The organism is Streptomyces sp. NPDC033131, from assembly GCF_055578365.1.
In genome coordinates this window covers 100,954-117,801 of the sequence record NZ_JBVIPA010000029.1, presented here as the reverse complement: position 1 = coordinate 117,801, position 16,848 = coordinate 100,954, and the positions used below count along the sequence as shown (strand labels likewise).

Genomic DNA, 16,848 nt, shown 5'->3' with positions numbered 1-16,848 from the left:
GACGTGAGGCGTGAGGTGTGAGGCGGACCGCGGTCAGTCCGGGTCCGACCCCGCCCGGACCAGACGCGCACCCAACTCCCGTACGCAGCACACAAGTTCCTGCGGCTCCTGTACGGAGAAGTCGTGTCCCAGCATCGCCAGCCGCACCGCCAGCCACTCCACCGGATCTCCGACCGACCCCCGCAGCCGGCAGCGCCCCTCGCCCAGGGGCTCGGGCACGCCGAGCCACTGCGGCACCCGGGGGGCGACGACCTCGGCCGGGGCGTCGAAGGTCACGGTGAAGCCGTACGTCTCCTGGCGGCCGCTGATCGACCGGCGCAGGTACTCCGCCGCGTCCCCCGTGGGCAGCTCGCGCGGTGCGAACCGGGCCCCGGTCGCGAAGGGGTCGCTGACCCGGTCGACGCGGAAGGTGCGCCAGTCGTCGCGGTCGAGGTCGTAGGCGACGAGGTACCAGCGCCGCCCGGTGGACACCAGCCGGTACGGCTCGACCACGCGTCGCGAGTCGGCCCCGTCCTTCGCCCGGTAGGCGAACCGCAGCCGCTCCCGCCCCGCGACCGTGGAGGCCATCACGGTCAGTGTCTCCGGAGCGATGCTCGCCCCGTCCCCGCTGGTCAGCGGGGTGGTGGCGGCCTGGAGGGTGGAGACGCGGTGGCGCAGCCGGGACGGCAGCACCTGTTCCAGTTTGGCCAGCGCCCGTACGGAGGCCTCCTCCACGCCCTCCACCGCGTGCCCGGCGCCGGCCCGCAGGCCGACGGCGATGGCGACCGCCTCCTCGTCGTCGAGCAGGAGCGGCGGCATCGCCTTGCCCGCGACGAGCCGGTAGCCGCCGTCGGCGCCCATGGTCGCCTGCACGGGATAGCCGAGCTCGCGCAGCCGGTCGATGTCCCGCCGGACCGTACGGCGGGAGACCCCGAGCCGGTCGGAGAGCTCGCCGCCGGGCCACTCGCGGGGCGTCTGGAGGAGGGAGAGGAGTTGGAGGAGCCGGGCCGGAGTGTCCGTCGTCATGAGTTCGAGGATGCCGCACAAGTAGGACGTGAACTGTCCTAGTGCGCTCATAGCTTGTGGGACATGACCTCCACCGAGCCCACCCTCAGTGCGGCGGGCGACCGGCGTCGCTGGTTCGCCCTCGCCATCGTGATGACCGCGGCCTTCATGGACCTCGTCGACGTCACGATCGTCAACATCGCCATCCCGTCGATCCAGCAGGACGCCGGCGCCTCCGTGAGCCAGATCCAGTGGATCACGGCCGGATACGCGCTCGCTTTCGCCGCCGGCCTCATCACCGGCGGACGTCTCGGCGACATCCACGGCCGCAAGCGGGTGTTCCTGATCGGCATCGGCGGGTTCACCCTCGCCTCCGCGCTGTGCGGTTTCGCCGCGAACCCGGAGATGCTGGTCGCCTCCCGGATCCTGCAGGGCGCCATGGCGGCGCTGATGGTGCCGCAGGTCCTGTCGATCGTGCACGCCACCTTCCCGGCGCACGAGCGCGGCAAGGTCTTCGGTCTGTTCGGCGCGATCGTCGGCCTGGGCGCGGTCTCCGGCCCGCTGCTCGGCGCCCTGCTGACCGAGTGGAACCTCTTCGGACTCGAATGGCGCCCGATCTTCCTCATCAACCTGCCGGTCGGCATCGCGGGCCTGATCCTCGGCCACCGTTTCATCACCGAGTCGAAGGCGCCGAAGGCGCTGAAGCTGGACCTCGTCGGAGTCGCCCTCGTCACCCTCGGCATGCTGATGCTGGTCTACCCGCTCACCCGCGGCCACGAGCTGGGCTGGCCGCTGTGGGGGTACCTCTCGATGGCCGGCGCGCTCGCCGTGTTCGCCGCGCTGGTGGCGTACGAGCGGCGCAAGACCGCGCTCGACGGCTCCCCGCTGATCGAACTGTCCCTGTTCAGGGTGAAGAGCTTCGCGGCCGGCATCGCGGTGCAGACCGTCTTCGGGATCGCGCTCGGCATCTTCTTCCTGGTGTGGATGCTGTACCTGCAGACCGGGCTGGGCTGGAGCCCGCTGCGGGCCGGCCTGACCGGCGTCCCGTTCTCGATCGCCGTCTCGATGGCGGCCGGCCTGTCCGTGCAGAAGCTGGTTCCGCGCTTCGGCCGCAAGGTCCTCCAGACGGGCGCGTTGGCGATGGCGGCGGGCGTCCTGCTCTACCTGTGGGAGTCCGAGCGCTACGGCCTCGGCATCACCTCCTGGCAGATGGCGCTGCCGCTGGTCGTGATGGGCGTCGGCATGGGTTTGATCGTCGCCCCGCTGACGGACGCGATCCTGTCGGAGGTGCCGCGTGAGCACTCGGGTTCGGCGTCGGGGCTCATCAACACCGTGCAGCAGATGGGATACGCGCTGGGGCTCGGCCTGGTGTCGGTGGTCTTCTTCGGCGAGCTCGGCGACGACCTGCTGCCCGCCCAGCTGGGACCGGCCTTCGTGGACGCCTTCCAGCACGCGCTGGGCTGGGTCGCGGGCGTCATGACAGTGATCTTCCTGCTGATGTTCGCGCTCCCGAAGCGGCCGGCGCAGCACGTGGAAGGGGCGGCCGAAACCGAGCCGGAGGTTCAGGCGGAGGCGAAGGAGCCCGAGTTCGTGGCGTGAACCACGGGCGGTGAAGGGCCCTGCACCTGCTGAGGTGCCGGGCCCTTCTGTCGTGTGCCCGGACGGGGTCTGCTGTCGCACTCGCTGTCGCACTCGCTGTCGCATCCGGGCGGACCGGATGCCGTACTCGGACATGACCGGAAGTCCGTTCATGCCCGAATCGGGTCCGAACCTGTTTACTTTCTGGTAATCCGGGCGTAGCCTCCCTGCGAAACCACAAGTTCGGGCATGGGCGGAGGCGAACGGGCATGTACGCACCGGAGCGGCAGCAGGAGATCCTCCGGCTGGCCCGTGACGGCGGCCGCGTGGACGTGCTGTCGCTGGCCGAGGAGTTCCAGGTCACGGCGGAGACGATCCGCCGCGACCTGAAGGCCCTCGACCGCGCCGGCCTGCTGCGCCGGGTGCACGGCGGGGCCATCCCGGCCGGGCGCCTCGACTTCGAGCCGGACCTCGCCGAACGCGAGACGACGGCGGCCGACGAGAAGGACCACATCGCCAAGGCGGCCGTCGCCGAACTGCCGACCGAGGGCACCATGGTCCTCGACGCCGGTACGACGGTGGCGCGGCTGGCCGGCGCGATCCCCCTGGAGACGGCGCTCACCGTCGTCACGCACTCCCTGCCGATCGCCGCCCGCCTCGCCGACCACCCCGGCATCCAGCTCCACCTCGTCGGGGGACGCGTACGGCACCGTACGCGCGCCGCCGTCGACGCCTGGGCGCTGCGGGCCTACGGCGAGATCCGGGCCGACGTCCTCTTCGTGGCGGCCAACGGCTTCTCCGCCGAGCACGGCCTGACCACCCCCGACCTCGCCGAGGCCGCCGTCAAGCGCGCGGCGATCGCCGCGGCCCGCCGCGTGGTGCTGCTCGCCGACTCCTCCAAGCACGGCCAGGAGCACTTCGCCCGCTTCGGCGACCTGAGCGACGTGGACCTGCTGATCACCGACAGCGGGCTGAGCCCCGACGACGCCGCCGCGATCGAGCGCGGCGGCACGGAAGTAGTGCGCGCATGATCCTCACCGTCACCCCGAACCCGTCCCTGGACCGCACCTACGAGATCCCCGCGCTCGACCGCGGCGAGGTCATCCGCGCCACCGGCGAGCGCATGGACCCGGGCGGCAAGGGCGTGAACGTCTCGCGTGCCGTCTCGGCCGCCGGACAGCGCACGGTCGCGGTGCTGCCCCTGGGCGGTGCGCCCGGCGCGCTCGTCGCCGCCCTGCTCGACGCCCAGGGCATCGAGGTCGCACCGGTGCCGGTCGCCGGAGCCACCCGCTCGAACATCGCCCTCGCGGAGTCGGACGGCGTCCTCACGAAGATCAACGCGCCGGGTCCCGAACTGTCGGCGCAGGAACAGGAACTGCTGCTGGAGACCGTCCGCGCGCAGTCCCGCGACGCGGACTGGATCGCCTGCTGCGGAAGCCTGCCGCGAGGGCTCGGGCCGTCCTGGTACGCGGCGCTCGTCGCCCGGGCGCACGCCGCGGGCAAGCGCATCGCGCTGGACACCTCCGGACCCGCGCTCCTCGCGGCGCTGCGCGAGCGGCCCGACGTGGTGAAGCCGAACGCCGAGGAGCTCGCGGAGGCCGTCGGGCGCCCCCTGGCCACGGTGGGCGACGCGATGAAGGCCGCCGAGGAACTGCGAGCGATGGGCGCACGCGCCGTGCTCGCGAGCCTGGGCGCCGACGGGCAGCTGCTCGTCGACGACGCGGGCGCCTGGTTCGCCGGCGCGCGGGTCGACGTCGTCCGCAGCAACGTGGGCGCCGGCGACTCCTCCCTCGCCGGCTTCCTGATCGCCGGCGGCAGCGGGCCCACGGCGCTCGCCTCGGCGGTCGCGCACGGCGCGGCGGCCGTCCAGCTGCCCGGCAGTGTGATGCCGGCGCCGGCCGACCTGGATCCGGCGGCGGTGACGGTCACCGCCGAGGTGCCGGTGGACCGCGTACTGAAGGAGCCGGTGTCATGAGCTGCTTCGTGTTCTCCGGCGTCCTCACCGGACCGGCCGTGGAGCGGCGAGACTCCCCCTTACCCGCCGCGGTCGACGGGAGGCAGGGCCACCTGAGCCGGCCCGCCGCCCGGAGGGGGCGGGGCTTCCCCGGTCCCGCCTCCTCCACCGCCCCCACCTCCCCCCACTGCACCCCCGTCCCCGCCCCCGCCCACCACATCCCCCGGGCGATACGCGTGCGAAGGAGCCCGCGATGAGCGAGATGATCACCGCGGACCTGGTCGACCTCGACCTGTCCGCCGATACCAAGGAAGCGGCGGCGCGTGCCCTCGCCGAGCGCATGGTCGCCCAGGGCCGGGTGACCGACCTGGAGGGCTTCCTCGCCGACGTGGCCGCCCGCGAGGCACAGATGCCGACCGGCCTCGACGGCGGCATCGGCATCCCGCACTGCCGCAGCGAGCACGTCACCGAGCCGACGCTCGCCTTCGGGCGCAGCGCCACCGGCATCGACTTCGGCGCGCCGGACGGCCCCGCCGACCTGATCTTCCTGATCGCCGCCCCCGCGGGCGCCGACGACGCCCACCTGACGATCCTGTCCTCGCTCGCCCGGCAGCTGATGAACACCGAGTTCACCGACGCGCTGCGCGCGGCGGGCGACACGGCCGCCGCGGCGGCACTGATCCGCGGCGACGAAGAGGCCTCCGGTACCTCCGAAGACTCCGGTGCCTCCGAAAACTCCGTGGCGGCTTCGGCGGCGGCCTCCGCCGAAGCCGCCACGGGCCCCGACAGTGACTCCGCCGATGACTCCGCCGACGACCCCGACGGCGGCTCCCGCTCCGACGAGCGGCCGTTCCGCATCGTCGCCGTCACCTCCTGCCCCACCGGCATCGCCCACACCTACATGGCGGCCGAGTCCCTGGAGAAGGCCGGCCGCGAGGCGGGCGTCGAACTCGTCGTCGAGACACAGGGCTCGGCCGGTTTCACCCGGCTCGACCCGGCGATGATCGCGGCGGCGGACGGCGTGATCTTCGCCCACGACGTGCCCGTACGCGACCGCGACCGCTTCGCCGGCAAGCCGACCGTCGACGTCGGCGTGAAGGCCGGCATCAACAAGCCCGCCGAACTCATCGCCGACGTGCGCGGCAGGGCCGAGCGCGGCGAGGTCACCGCGGGCGCCAGGGGCGGTACGCCCGTCGAGCAGGCCGGCGAGGTCGGCGACAGCTACGGCACCAAGCTCCGCAAGTGGCTGATGACCGGCGTCAGCTACATGGTGCCCTTCGTCGCCGCGGGCGGTCTGCTGATCGCTCTCGGCTTCGCGATCGGCGGCTGGAAGATCGCCGACGCGCCCTCGGTCATGAAGCACTTCTCCTGGACCGAGATCGACAGCTGGGGCGCCCTGATGTTCCAGATCGGCGGGGTCGCCTTCGGCTTCCTCATCCCGGTCCTCGCCGGATACATCGCGTACGGCATGGCGGACCGCCCCGGTCTCGTCCCCGGCTTCGTCGGCGGGATGATCTCCTCGCAGATCGCCGCCGGCTTCCTGGGCGGCCTGGTCGCCGGTCTGCTCGCGGGTGGTGTCGTCCTCGCCATCCAGCGGGTCAGGATCCCGCCGGTGCTGCGCGGCATCATGCCGGTGGTGGTGATCCCGCTGATCTCCTCGCTGATCGTCGGCTTCCTGATGTTCGTCGTGGTCGGCAAGCCCATCGCCGAGGCCCAGAAGGGCATGACGGACTGGCTCTCCGGCCTCTCCGGCTCCAACGCCATCCTGCTCGGCGTGCTGCTCGGCCTGATGATGTGCTTCGACCTCGGCGGCCCGGTCAACAAGGTCGCGTACGCCTTCGCCACGGCCGGTATCGCCGTCCAGGCGCCCAGCGACTCCGCGATGAAGATCATGGCCGCCGTGATGGCCGCGGGCATGGTCCCGCCGCTGGGCATGGCGCTCGCGACCACGCTCCGCAAGAAGCTCTTCACCCCCACCGAGCGGGAGAACGGCAAGGCCGCCTGGGTCCTGGGCGCCTCCTTCATCTCCGAGGGCGCCATCCCGTTCGCCGCGGCCGACCCGCTCCGGGTCATCCCGGCCTCGATGGCGGGCGGCGCGGTCACCGGCGCCCTGTCGATGGCCTTCGGCGCCACGCTCCGCGCCCCGCACGGCGGCATCTTCGTGGTCCCGCTGATCGGCCACGCCTTCCTCTACCTGATCGCCATCGCGGCGGGCGTGTGCGTCACCACGGCGCTGGTCGTCGTACTGAAGAGCATGCGCAAGCCGGCCCCGGGAGCCGTCACCGCCGAGGCGGCGGAGACCGGCTCGGCCGCTCCCGCGACGGAGCGGAAGCAGCCGGTCGCGGCATAGCCTTTTGGCCGGCTGTGAGTCGTTCACGGCACCTGCGAGATACGTCACGGTCCGGGACCAAAGTCCCGGACCGTGGTGTCTACTGGGGCGCATGCCTGAGCACGTCTCCGTCTACCAGCTGCTTGGTATGACCTTCCTCGTCCTGGTGACCATCGCCTGGGGGGCCGGTCTGGTCTTCATGCTGCGCCGAGGCCGCGCCGAAGGCGTCATGTGGCCCTCTGCCAGCCTCCTGCCCGCCCTCCCGCACCAGCGGGTGGGCCCGCAGCGGGAGTCCGTCGAGCTGACCCCGGCGGAAGAGGACGCGTTCGCGGGACTGGTACGACGCCTCAGCGCCGACCGCTGACCCGCTGCACCCGGGCCGCCCGCCCCGCTCAGGAAACCCGCGCCGCCCGCCGCTCCATCGCGTCCCTGGCCGCGTCCTCGCTCAGGTACACCTCGCACATGTGCCGCCCGTCCGGCGTCGCCGTGTGCTCGACCTCCCACAGGGAGACCTCCGCACCGTCACGCAGCAGGAACGCGTGCTCGTAGAGCGAGAAGCACAGGCCGGCGCGGCCCGCCCGGCCGGGGCGCCCGAAGGCCTGCGTGATCTGGTGCGCGAACGCCGTGGCCAGCAGCGCGGCCGTCTCCGCGTCCGGCCGGTCCGCGTTCTCCGCCCGGCGCAGCACCCGGCGGGCGTGGTCCGCCGAGTCGTCGGGCTCGTACGCGTGCCGGGGCGTGGGGATCGGCGACAGCTGAACCGTCACCGGCAGCTCGAAGTCCGGGGCGTCCGCGGGCAGCGGCAGCCGCGCGGTGGCCGCGCGCAGCTCCTCCTCGTCCACGTACACCTCGTGCTGCGGGTCACTGCCCGGCGCGGTGTTGTGGACGAGCTCCCACAGGGTGAGCGCCGAGCCGTCGCCCAGCAGCCACGTGTGCCGGTACGTCTCGCGGTGCAGCCCCGCGCTGTGGTGCGCGGAGTGCAGCGAACTGTCGTGCGCCAGCGCGCAGTCCAGTCGCCGAATCGTCTCGTCGGGCAGCTCGAAGGAGTTCAGGGAACGGCCGAGGAGCCGCGCGAGATGCTCCTCCGGAGACTCGGGCGACTCGGGTGGTTCGTACGCTGCCGTCTCGTACGGAACGCTCAAGGTTTCTCCCGGCGTTGCTGCATGTCACCTTGTGGGTGCATACCGTAGCCCCTCGGTCGGACATCATGTCCGGGAACCGAGAAAACGTACGCCCGGAAAACGGGCGCGCCGCGGGGAAAGTTCCCACGCGGCTCGTCGATCCGTCAAAAACCGCCGGTCAGAGGCAACTTGGAGAGGGAGCTGCGATCATGCCGCGCTGCCCGCGATCCACTCGCTCCACGGCATGTTCCAGCCATTGAGCCCGTTGTCCGGCGTCACCGTCTTGTCGGGGGAGTTCTTGACGACCACCACGTCCCCGATGATCGAGTTGTCGTAGAACCACTTGGCGGGCGTGTCACCCTGCGCTCCCCGCACGTCCTGGAGCCCGACGCAGCCGTGGCTGGTGCCGGCGCGGCCGAAGGGCGGGTTGCCCTTGTTGTACCAGTAGTTGCCGTGGAGGAAGGTCCCCGAGGTGGTCAGACGCATCGCGTGCGGCACGTCCGGGATGTCGTAGGCGTTGGCGAGGTCGACGGTCCTGCTGTCCATGCGCAGCTTGGTGAACTTCTCGGAGATCACCATCTGGCCGTTGTACGTGGTGAACTCCGCGCTGCCCGCCGAGATCGGCACCGTCCTGAGGGTGCTGCCGTCCCGGACGACCGTCATGGTCTGGGTGTTCACGTCGACCGTGGAGACCTGCGAGCGTCCGACGGTGAAGGTGACCGTCTTCTTCTGTACGCCCTGGACGCCGTTCGCGCCCTCGACCCCGTCCAGGTCGATCTTCATCGTGACCTTGGAGCCGGCCTTCCAGTACTCCTCGGGCCGGAAGTCGAGCCGCTGCGCCCCGAACCAGTGCCCGGCCACCTTCTGCCCGCTGCTGGACGACACCGTGATGTGCGACTGCACGGCCTTCTTGTCGCTGATCGCCTTGTCGAACCTGAACGACACCGGCATCCCGACGCCCACCGTCGTCCCGTCGTCGGGCGTGTACGTCCCGATGAAGCTGTTCGCCGAACTGATGGTGGTGAACGTCGAGTCGGCGGCCGCGGCCCGCCCGTTCGCGTCCTTCGCCCTCGCCGTTATCTCGTACTTCGTCCCGCGCTCCAACTGCTCCTTCGGCTTCCAGCTGCCGCCGTCGGCGGATATCACCCCCGGTACGGCCGTCCCCGCGTCGGCCGCCGTCATCTTCACGTCCGTCAGCTTCCCGTCGCTGACCTTGACGCCGGTCGTGTTGATCGACGCACCGTTCGAGCCGTCCTCGGCCGAGATGGCGATCTTCGCCGCCGACGTCTTCGCGGAGCCCTGGCCGTTCTTGTCGTCGTCGTTCTTGGCATTGGCGCTTGCACCACACGCGGTGAGGGTGAGGGCGCCGACCATCAGGGCGGCACAGGCCCCGACTACGCGCCGCGCTGCTTTGTCCGGCGTTGTCACTAGTTGCTCCAGTTCTGGTGGTGTGTGCGATCCGCTCCAGTGCGTGGAGAAAGAGGGGACCGGTCGACGGTCGGGTTCCCAACGACCGCCGTGAACGCCATCACGTGACAGAACCGGGACACATTCGCGTCAGCGGCCCGCGTACAACTCCTCGTACGACGGCCATGCCCCGCCCGGCCCGTCCACCGACTCGGCGGCGCGTACGGCGCGCACGATCGCCCGGGTCACGACATCGGCGCCCGCCGCGAGGATCTCGTTCAGCGCCAGCGGCCGCTCGGTGTCCAGCGGGCGGGCGCCGGTCGCCAGCGCGAACACCGTGTCGCCGTCGTGCAGCAGGTGCACCGGCCGTACCGCCCGCGCGATGCCGTCGTGGGCCGTGCCGGCCACCTTCTGCGCCTGCGACTTCGACAGGTCCGCGTCGGTGGCGACCACCGCGAGCGTGGTGTTGAGCGGGGGAGGCGCGCTCTGCGCCGCGATCTCGGCGAGCCGCCGACGCGCGGCCTCGTGAACGCGCGCGTCCGGATACTCCACACGCCCCTGGAACAACTCCCCGTACAGCACCCCCGTTTCCGGATCCTCCACCGACCCCGCCGCGTTCGCCACCACCAGCGCGGCCACCGTGATCCCCGAGTCGAGGACGATGCTCGCGGTGCCCACGCCGCCCTTCATCAGCCCGGCCGCGGCGCCCGTACCCGCGCCCACGCAGCCCTCCCGCACCCGTGCGCCGGGCTCGCTCGCCGCGGCCGCCTCGACGGCAGCCCGTCCGGTGGCCGCGTCCGGCCTGGCCCGGAAGTCGCCGCCCCGCCCCAGGTCGAAGACGCAGGCGGCGGGCACCACCGGCACGACATGCGCCGGGTCCGCCCCCACCCGCACGCCGCGCCCCTGCTCCTCCAGCCAGGCCATCACCCCGGACGCCGCGTCGAGTCCGTACGCACTGCCGCCGGTCAGCACGATCGCGTCGACCTTCTGCACCACGTTGCGCGGGTCGAGGGCGTCGGTCTCCTTGGTGCCGGGTCCGCCGCCCCGCACGTCCACGGCGGCCACGGCGCCGCCCTCCGGGGCGAGCACGACCGTGGTGCCGGTGAGCCAACCGTCACCGGTGCGCGTGGCATGCCCCACGCGCACTCCGGCCACGTCCGTCAAAGCGTCGACTGTCATGGGGCCAGTCTCGTCCAGCCGCCGCCCCTGCCAGGAATGGTCCCGCCGCCGGGGCCGCCGGTCTGTTCTCCCCGCGGCGGACGGAGTGAGCCGTCCGTCTCGTGAACGCGTTCGCGACCCGGAGAAGGCCCGACACCCCGGGCCGTACCCTGGACGCATGACCACCGCCCCCGAGCCCGAGCCGCGCGAGCCGAAGCCCGCGCTGATCTTCGACGACCCGCTGGACCAGCAGTCCTCGGACGACACGGACCGCGGGTGGGGCGAGCGGCCGGGCGGCGACAGCGCGGCCGACCTGAAGCGCTTCCTCGACGAGAAGCCGCCCCACCACCTGTGAGCCGGGCGGGCCGCCGCCCGCCGTCGCTACGGCTCGTCGTGGCCCGAGCCGCGCTGCCGCTGCTGCGCGACCAGCGCGTCGCGGATCTCCTTGAGCACCTCCAGCTCGGACACCTCCATGACCTCCTGGGTGCCCTCCTTCGCCTTCCTGCGGGCCTCCTGCAGGGCGAGATACTTCGCCATGGGCAGGACCATCATGAAGTAGACGACGGCCGCGGTGATCACGAAACTGAGCGTGGCGCCGAGGACCGAGCCCCACAGGAGCCGGATCCCCTCGTCGCCCGTGCAGTTGTCGCTCAGACAGGAGCTGTAACTGTCGAGGTTCTTGGTGCCGATCGCTCCGACCAGCGGGTTGATGAGCCCCTTCACCACCGAGTTGACGATGTTGGTGAAGGCGGCACCGATGACCACCGCCACCGCCAGATCGACAACGTTCCCGCGCATCAGGAAGGCCTTGAAGCCCTCCCAGACGCTCGGCTTCTTCTCGCTCACGTAGGGGACTCTCCTCGCATGCACAGGGTGTGGAACAAACAGCTCCGCAACCTACGGCAGGGCGAGGCGACCGTGTCCAACCGGGTGGCACCAACGAGGGACCTGACGGGAACGTGCGAGGTCCGGGAATCACGCGGCTCAGCACAGCGTCACCGCCAGCCGGGCCGTCGCGCTCGCCCCGGCGAGGTTCGCCGCGGTGGCGCGCGGCACCGAGAGGACCACCAGCGCCCCGGCCTCGGTCGCGCCGTCCAGCGGCTGCGGCACCTTCGTGACCCGTGCCCCGCGGGCGACCACACGCGCCTCGCCACCGGTCGCCGTCTCCTCGGCGGCGATGACGTCCACCCGGTCGCCGGGCCGCAGCAACCGGACCGTGGCACCGTCGGCGATCCGCACCGGCGCCGTCACGGTCCGCACGGCACGGCGCTCCCGTAGGGGCTCCGTCTCCGGATGCCCGCCGGTCCGCTCCGTGTCGCGCGGTCCCGCCGCCACGAGCGCCGCCGCGGTGACGGCGAGGCCGACCGCCACGGCCCGCCTGCGGTGCCGCAGGAGCCGTTGTGCCTGATACCACCCGCCGCGCACCCGCACCGGGGCGAAGTGCGGCACCTCGCACGTGGGAGGTGCGTCCGTGCCGAGCGGGCGCGGAGGGAGGGGAGAAAGGGAGGAAGAGGGACGAGGGGAGGACGGGGGAGAAGGAGCGAAGGACATGGGAACCACCACCTGCGACGAGGAATCGGCCTGCGATGCCACGATGAGGCTTCGCGCCGATTCCCGCCGAGGCCCGTGGGCTACTGGCGGGTTGTGGACAACTCCCTCACCCGAACGGGAAGTTCCGCAGCCGTGGAGCCCTCGCCGCCCACCCCCGTCCGGCGGCTACGGCAGTGCGAACCCCGGATCCATCCCGCCCAGCGCGTTCGTGCACAGGCAGTCCCGCTCCTCGGCCGAGGGCAGCGCGGCCACCGCGTCGAACAGCACGCCCCGCAGGCGGTCCACGTTCGCCGCGAACACCCGCAGCACCTCGTCGTGGGAGACGCCCTCACCGGTCTCGGCGCCGGCGTCGAGATCCGTGACCAGGGTCAACGACGTGTAGCAGAGCTCGAGTTCACGGGCGAGCGAGGCTTCCGGGTGACCGGTCATGCCGACCACCGACCAGCCCTGGGCCTGGTGCCACAACGATTCGGCACGGGTCGAGAAGCGCGGCCCCTCGATCACCACCAGCGTGCCGCCGTCCACCGGCTCCCAGTCCTGCCCGCGAGCCGCCTTCAGCGCGGCCGTCCGCCCGGCCGGGCAGTAGGGGTCGGCCAGGGACACGTGCACCACGTTCGGCATCGAGCCGTCCGGCAGCGGCAGCCCGTCGAAGTAGGTGCCTGCCCGCGACTTCGTACGGTCGACCAGTTGGTCCGGCACCAGCAGCGTGCCCGGCCCGTACTCGCGGCGCAGCCCGCCCACCGCACACGGGCCGAGGACCTGGCGCACACCGACCGACCTGAGCGCCCACAGGTTGGCGCGGTAGTTGATCCGGTGCGGGGGCAGATGGTGGCCGCGGCCGTGCCGGGGCAGGAACGCGACCCGCCGGCCGGCGACCTCGCCGAGGAAGAGGGAGTCGCTGGGCGACCCGTAGGGGGTGTCCACCTGGATCTCGGTCACGTCGTCGAGGAACGAGTAGAAGCCGGAGCCCCCGATTACGCCGATCTCTGCGTTCGCCATGACCAGCACAGTAACCGGCGCCGTCCGAAACCGGATCCCGGGTCCGGAAACGGCGTCCGGGGCGCGGCCCGGAAACGGCGTCCGGAGCCGAGATCCGGCCGCAGCGCGCGGAGCCCGGCCCGGAGCCGGCGTCCCGCGGCCGGGTCATGGACACAGCGAGAACCCCGCCGTCGTACGACGGCAGGGTTCCGTGAGCGTGTGCGGCCTTATGCGGCCGAGCTGCTGCTGGACGAGGTGCCCGTGCTCGACGACTTCGACTTCGACTTCGACTTCGAGTCCGAGGACGACGAAGAAGAAGAGGACGAGGCGGACGACGAGTCGGACTTCGTGTCCGAGGACGTCGACGACTTCGCGGACGCCGGCGACGTGCTCGACGAGGAGCCGCGGCTGTCATTGCGGTAGAAGCCGGAGCCCTTGAAGACAATGCCGACCGCGGAGAACACCTTCTTCAGGCGTCCACTGCAGTTGGGGCACTCGGTAAGGGCGTCGTCGGTGAACTTCTGCACCGCCTCGAGGCCCTCGCCGCACTCGGTGCACTGGTACTGATAGGTGGGCACTGTCTTCCTCCTGGCACTCTCACTCAATGAGTGCTAACGATGGTCCATAGTGACGCATTCCCGGGGATCAGTCCACTGCCACCGGCACTCGGTGACCGACGCCACGTGCCACGGTGCGGCTGTGCGGCCGTACCGAAAGGCGTGAGCGCAGTGCCAGCAGGGTCGTCAGGGCGAGCAGGGTGCCGCCCATCGGCACCAGGAACCCGGCGCCCTCCCGGAAGCCGTCCTCCAGTTGCCCGGCGACCGTGACGGCCGCCGCCTGTCCGAGGGCGACCGCGCCGGTCAGCCAGGTGAAGGCCTCGGTGCGGGCGCCGGCCGGAACCAGGTTCTCGACCAGGGTGTAGCCGGTGATCAGGGCGGGCGCGATGCACATCCCGACGAGCAGGCCGAGTCCGGCCAGGACGAGCACCGAGTGGGCCGCCCACAGGCCGGACGCGGTCAGTGCGAGGGCGACGTATCCGACGACCAGGCGCCGCTGCGGGGCGACCTTCCACGCGATGGCGCCGCAGACGAGGCCGGAGAGCATGTTGCCCGCGGCGAAGGTGCCGTAGAGGACACCGTTGAGGCCCGGTTCGCCGATCGACTCGGAGAAGGCGGCCAGCGACACCTGCATACCGCCGAAGACGGAACCGATGCCGAGGAAGGCCACGATCAGGACCCGCACCCCGGGGACGCGAAGGGCGGAACCGTGCTCCACGCGCGCGTGTCCGCGTGCGGCGACCGTCGGCTGTGTGCTCTTCTGCGCGGCGAACAGCAGGCCGCCGATCAGCGTCAGCGACGCCTCCGTCACCAGACCCGCGGCGGGGTCGACGGCCGTGCACAGGGCGGTGGCCAGCAGCGGGCCGACGACGAAGGTCAGTTCGTCGGTGACGGACTCGAACGCGGCCGCCGTGGACATCAGGGGCGAGCCCTTGAGCTTCACGCCCCAGCGGGCGCGCACCATGGGGCCGATCTGGGGCTGTGAGGCGCCCGTGGGCACGGCGGCGACGAGCAGTGCCCACAGGGGAGCGTGGGCCAGCGCGAGGACGGTCAGGGCCAGGCCGGACAGCGCGTGCACGAGCACGCCCGGGATCAGTACGGCGCGCTGCCCGTAGCGGTCGGCGAGGCGGCCGGTGTAGGGAGCGAACAGCGCCATGGAGACGCCGGTGACGGCCGCGGCGGCGCCGGCCGCGCCGTAGGAGCCGGTGGTGTGCTGCACGAGCAGCACGATGGAGACGGTGAGCATCCCGAACGGCTGGCGTGCCGCGAAGCCGGGGAGCAGGAACGTCCAGGCGCCGCGCGTGCGCAGCAGTTGCCCGTAGCCGGGACGGGGGGTGACCGTGGATGCCACGGCCCGTGCCTTTCTGCCGCCTGGTAGCGCGGCCCCTGGTCCGGGGCGACGGCGCCGAGAGCTGTCCTCTTGCGCGGACTGCGGTGGATACCGGCGCCCACTGAGGGGGGCGTCCCGGCCGCCATACGGTCGCGCCAGCACTGCGTCAGGCAGAGTTGGTTCGATCGGAATGCGCCTTCATCGTACAGGGATCAAAGCCCGGTGAGCCTGTGAAAACGAGCACCATGGGCGTGACCACCTGCGATGGTGAGGGGTGTGAAGGGTACGAAACGTGCCCTTAATGACCCGTGCCGGCGCCGTTCGTGCCCAGCCACCCGGCCAGCTTGCCGCCGCGTCCCACCGCGCGCAGCCGCCGCTCGGCCGCGTCCCGGACGGGATCCGTGGCGACCACGAGGAGCTCGTCGCCCCGTCGCAGCACCGTCGTCGGCAGCGGAACGAACGACGTTCCCTCGCGGACGACGAGGGTGACCCCGGCCCCCGCCGGCAGGCGCAGTTCGCCCACCTCGACGCCGTGCATCCTCGACCCGTCCGGGATCGCGACCGACAGCAGGTGGCCGCGCAGCCGCTCCAGGGGTGCCGACTCGATCCCTAGGTCGGCGGCCTCGGCGTCTCCCCCCAGCCTCAGCTTGCGGGCGAGCCACGGCAGGGTCGGCCCCTGGACGAGGGTGTAGACGACGACCAGGACGAAGACGATGTTGAAGATCCGGCGGCTGGCCTCGACACCCTCCACCATGGGGATCGTCGCGAGGATGATGGGCACGGCGCCGCGCAGCCCGGCCCAGGACATGAGTGTCTGCTCCTGCCACGGCACCCGGAACGGGGTCAGGCAGAGCACCACGCTCAGCGGGCGGGCCACCATCGTCAGGACCAGCCCGATGACGAGCGCGGGCAGGATGTCGTCGCCCAGCTCGTGCGGGGTGACCAGCAGACCGAGCAGGACGAACATGCCGATCTGGGCGAGCCAGCCGAGTCCGTCGGCGAATCCGCGGGTGGCGGGCCAGTGCGGCAGCTTGGCGTTGCCCATCGCCATCGCGGCGAGGTAGACGGCGAGGAAGCCGCTGCCGTGCGCCAGCGCGCCCGCCGCGTACGCGGTGACGGCGATGGCCATGACGGCGATCGGGTACAGGCCGGAGGCGGGCAGCGCCACGTGCCGCAGGCCCCAGGAGCCCAGCCAGCCCACCGCGATGCCGATGGCGGCGCCGATGGCCAGTTCAAGGGCTATTTCGCCGATCAGCACGTACCAGTGCTCGACGGGGCCCGCGGTGGAGAAGGAGACCACCAGGATCACGACGGGAGCGTCGTTGAAGCCGGACTCGGCCTCCAGCGTGCCCGTCACGCGCGCGGGCAGGGGGATCTTCCGCAGCACGGAGAAGACCGCCGCGGCGTCCGTCGAGGACACCACCGCGCCGATGATGAGTGCCTGGCGCCACTCCAGGTTGATCAGATAGTGCGCGGCCGTCGCCGTGACCCCCACACTCACCGCGACTCCCACCAGCGCCAGCGCGGAGGCGGCCGGCAGGGCCGGCCTGATCTCCTTCCACTTCGTGCCGAGGCCACCTTCGGCCAGGATCACGACGAGGGCCGCGTATCCGATGACCTGGGTGAGTTCGGCGTTGTCGAAGTGGATGTCGCCGATGCCGTCCTGGCCCATGGCGATGCCGATCCCCAGGTACACGAGCAGGCTGGGGAGCCCGCTGCGCGAGGAGATCCGGACCGCTGCCACGGCGACGAGCAGGACGAGCGAGCAGACGAGCAGGAGTTGGTTGAGATGGTGGACAGTCAGCGGCCGTTCCCTTCCCTGGCTCGCACGCTGCACGCGCGCGGGCTCACGTACATAGGACACGAAGTGGTGACGCTTCGCACCCAAGTACTTCGTTACCTTA

General features: G+C 71.7%; 16 protein-coding genes. 6 read left to right on the top strand and 10 right to left on the bottom strand.

Translation table 11 applies throughout. The features are described from left to right. Positions 1-33: 33 nt before the first annotated feature. Positions 34-1,005 (bottom strand): helix-turn-helix transcriptional regulator, encoded by a 972-nt coding sequence (locus tag ACZ5XS_RS31085; protein ID WP_468656891.1) that lies wholly within the window; start codon positions 1,003-1,005, stop codon positions 34-36. Between the two features lie 63 nt (positions 1,006-1,068). Here ACZ5XS_RS31085 and ACZ5XS_RS31080 point away from each other — a divergent pair, with 63 nt between their 5' ends. The 5 genes from ACZ5XS_RS31080 (at position 1,069) to ACZ5XS_RS31060 (ending at position 7,209) form a co-directional block, all read left to right on the top strand. Next, on the top strand, positions 1,069-2,583 hold the full coding sequence (locus ACZ5XS_RS31080) for an MFS transporter (RefSeq protein WP_468656889.1): 1,515 nt from the start codon (positions 1,069-1,071) through the stop codon (positions 2,581-2,583). 248 nt (positions 2,584-2,831) lie between these two features. Beyond that, entirely contained in the window at positions 2,832-3,593 is a 762-nt protein-coding gene (locus tag ACZ5XS_RS31075) for a DeoR/GlpR family DNA-binding transcription regulator (protein WP_468656887.1), read from the top strand. Beyond that, a complete protein-coding gene (gene pfkB / locus ACZ5XS_RS31070) occupies positions 3,590-4,537 on the top strand; it encodes a 1-phosphofructokinase (RefSeq protein WP_468656885.1) in 948 nt (315 codons plus the stop codon). Before ACZ5XS_RS31075 ends, pfkB begins: the two co-directional genes overlap by 4 nt. A 232-nt stretch (positions 4,538-4,769) precedes the next feature. Next, on the top strand, positions 4,770-6,866 hold the full coding sequence (locus ACZ5XS_RS31065; protein ID WP_468656883.1) for a PTS fructose transporter subunit IIABC: 2,097 nt from the start codon (positions 4,770-4,772) through the stop codon (positions 6,864-6,866). 91 nt (positions 6,867-6,957) lie between these two features. Then, positions 6,958-7,209, top strand: a complete 252-nt coding sequence (locus ACZ5XS_RS31060; protein WP_468656881.1) for a hypothetical protein — start codon at positions 6,958-6,960, stop codon at positions 7,207-7,209. A 28-nt stretch (positions 7,210-7,237) separates the two neighbouring features. Here the strand turns inward: ACZ5XS_RS31060 and ACZ5XS_RS31055 are convergent, their stop codons facing one another. The 3 genes from ACZ5XS_RS31055 to ACZ5XS_RS31045 form a co-directional block, all read right to left on the bottom strand. Next, positions 7,238-7,984 (bottom strand): DUF6227 family protein, encoded by a 747-nt coding sequence (locus tag ACZ5XS_RS31055; protein ID WP_468656880.1) that lies wholly within the window; start codon positions 7,982-7,984, stop codon positions 7,238-7,240. A 186-nt stretch (positions 7,985-8,170) separates the two neighbouring features. After that, complete coding sequence (locus tag ACZ5XS_RS31050; RefSeq protein WP_468656878.1) at positions 8,171-9,391, bottom strand: L,D-transpeptidase; 1,221 nt, start codon at positions 9,389-9,391, stop codon at positions 8,171-8,173. 129 nt (positions 9,392-9,520) lie between these two features. After that, a complete protein-coding gene (locus tag ACZ5XS_RS31045; protein ID WP_468656876.1) occupies positions 9,521-10,549 on the bottom strand; it encodes a P1 family peptidase in 1,029 nt (342 codons plus the stop codon). Between the two features lie 157 nt (positions 10,550-10,706). On the opposite strand from ACZ5XS_RS31045, the gene ACZ5XS_RS31040 reads away from it, so the two are divergent. Next, entirely contained in the window at positions 10,707-10,883 is a 177-nt protein-coding gene (locus tag ACZ5XS_RS31040; RefSeq protein WP_217243266.1) for a hypothetical protein, read from the top strand. Positions 10,884-10,909: 26 nt separating this feature from the next. On the opposite strand, the gene mscL is transcribed toward ACZ5XS_RS31040, so the two are convergent. The 6 genes from mscL to ACZ5XS_RS31010 all read right to left on the bottom strand — a co-directional run bounded on the left by mscL (position 10,910) and on the right by ACZ5XS_RS31010 (position 16,808). After that, on the bottom strand, positions 10,910-11,374 hold the full coding sequence (gene mscL, locus ACZ5XS_RS31035; protein WP_217243267.1) for a large conductance mechanosensitive channel protein MscL: 465 nt from the start codon (positions 11,372-11,374) through the stop codon (positions 10,910-10,912). Positions 11,375-11,512: 138 nt separating this feature from the next. Then, a complete protein-coding gene (locus tag ACZ5XS_RS31030; RefSeq protein WP_468656873.1) occupies positions 11,513-12,079 on the bottom strand; it encodes a hypothetical protein in 567 nt (188 codons plus the stop codon). Positions 12,080-12,244: 165 nt separating this feature from the next. After that, positions 12,245-13,078, bottom strand: a complete 834-nt coding sequence (locus tag ACZ5XS_RS31025; RefSeq protein WP_468656871.1) for an S-methyl-5'-thioadenosine phosphorylase — start codon at positions 13,076-13,078, stop codon at positions 12,245-12,247. Between the two features lie 206 nt (positions 13,079-13,284). Then, positions 13,285-13,635 carry an FmdB family zinc ribbon protein gene (locus tag ACZ5XS_RS31020; RefSeq protein WP_468656869.1) on the bottom strand — a complete coding sequence of 117 codons (351 nt, stop codon included), beginning with the start codon at positions 13,633-13,635 and terminating at the stop codon, positions 13,285-13,287. A 67-nt stretch (positions 13,636-13,702) separates the two neighbouring features. After that, positions 13,703-14,965: an MFS transporter gene (locus ACZ5XS_RS31015; RefSeq protein WP_468656868.1), complete on the bottom strand. Its 1,263-nt coding sequence runs from the start codon at positions 14,963-14,965 to the stop codon at positions 13,703-13,705. 277 nt (positions 14,966-15,242) lie between these two features. After that, the gene (locus ACZ5XS_RS31010) at positions 15,243-16,808 is read right to left on the bottom strand and encodes a potassium/proton antiporter (RefSeq protein WP_468656911.1); all 1,566 of its coding nucleotides are present in this window, start codon (positions 16,806-16,808) and stop codon (positions 15,243-15,245) included. Positions 16,809-16,848: the final 40 nt, after the last annotated feature.

Excerpts from the sequence above, each read along its gene's own strand:
- ACZ5XS_RS31085 (WP_468656891.1), bottom strand. The coding sequence starts at position 1,005 with ATGACGACGGACACTCCGGCCCGGCTCCTCCAACTCCTCTCCCTCCTC.
- ACZ5XS_RS31080 (WP_468656889.1), top strand. The coding sequence starts at position 1,069 with ATGACCTCCACCGAGCCCACCCTCAGTGCGGCGGGCGACCGGCGTCGC.
- ACZ5XS_RS31075 (WP_468656887.1), top strand. The coding sequence starts at position 2,832 with ATGTACGCACCGGAGCGGCAGCAGGAGATCCTCCGGCTGGCCCGTGAC.
- pfkB (WP_468656885.1), top strand. The coding sequence starts at position 3,590 with ATGATCCTCACCGTCACCCCGAACCCGTCCCTGGACCGCACCTACGAG.
- ACZ5XS_RS31065 (WP_468656883.1), top strand. The coding sequence starts at position 4,770 with ATGAGCGAGATGATCACCGCGGACCTGGTCGACCTCGACCTGTCCGCC.
- ACZ5XS_RS31060 (WP_468656881.1), top strand. The coding sequence starts at position 6,958 with ATGCCTGAGCACGTCTCCGTCTACCAGCTGCTTGGTATGACCTTCCTC.
- ACZ5XS_RS31045 (WP_468656876.1), bottom strand. The coding sequence starts at position 10,549 with ATGACAGTCGACGCTTTGACGGACGTGGCCGGAGTGCGCGTGGGGCAT.
- ACZ5XS_RS31040 (WP_217243266.1), top strand. The coding sequence starts at position 10,707 with ATGACCACCGCCCCCGAGCCCGAGCCGCGCGAGCCGAAGCCCGCGCTG.
- ACZ5XS_RS31030 (WP_468656873.1), bottom strand. The coding sequence starts at position 12,079 with ATGTCCTTCGCTCCTTCTCCCCCGTCCTCCCCTCGTCCCTCTTCCTCC.
- ACZ5XS_RS31025 (WP_468656871.1), bottom strand. The coding sequence starts at position 13,078 with ATGGCGAACGCAGAGATCGGCGTAATCGGGGGCTCCGGCTTCTACTCG.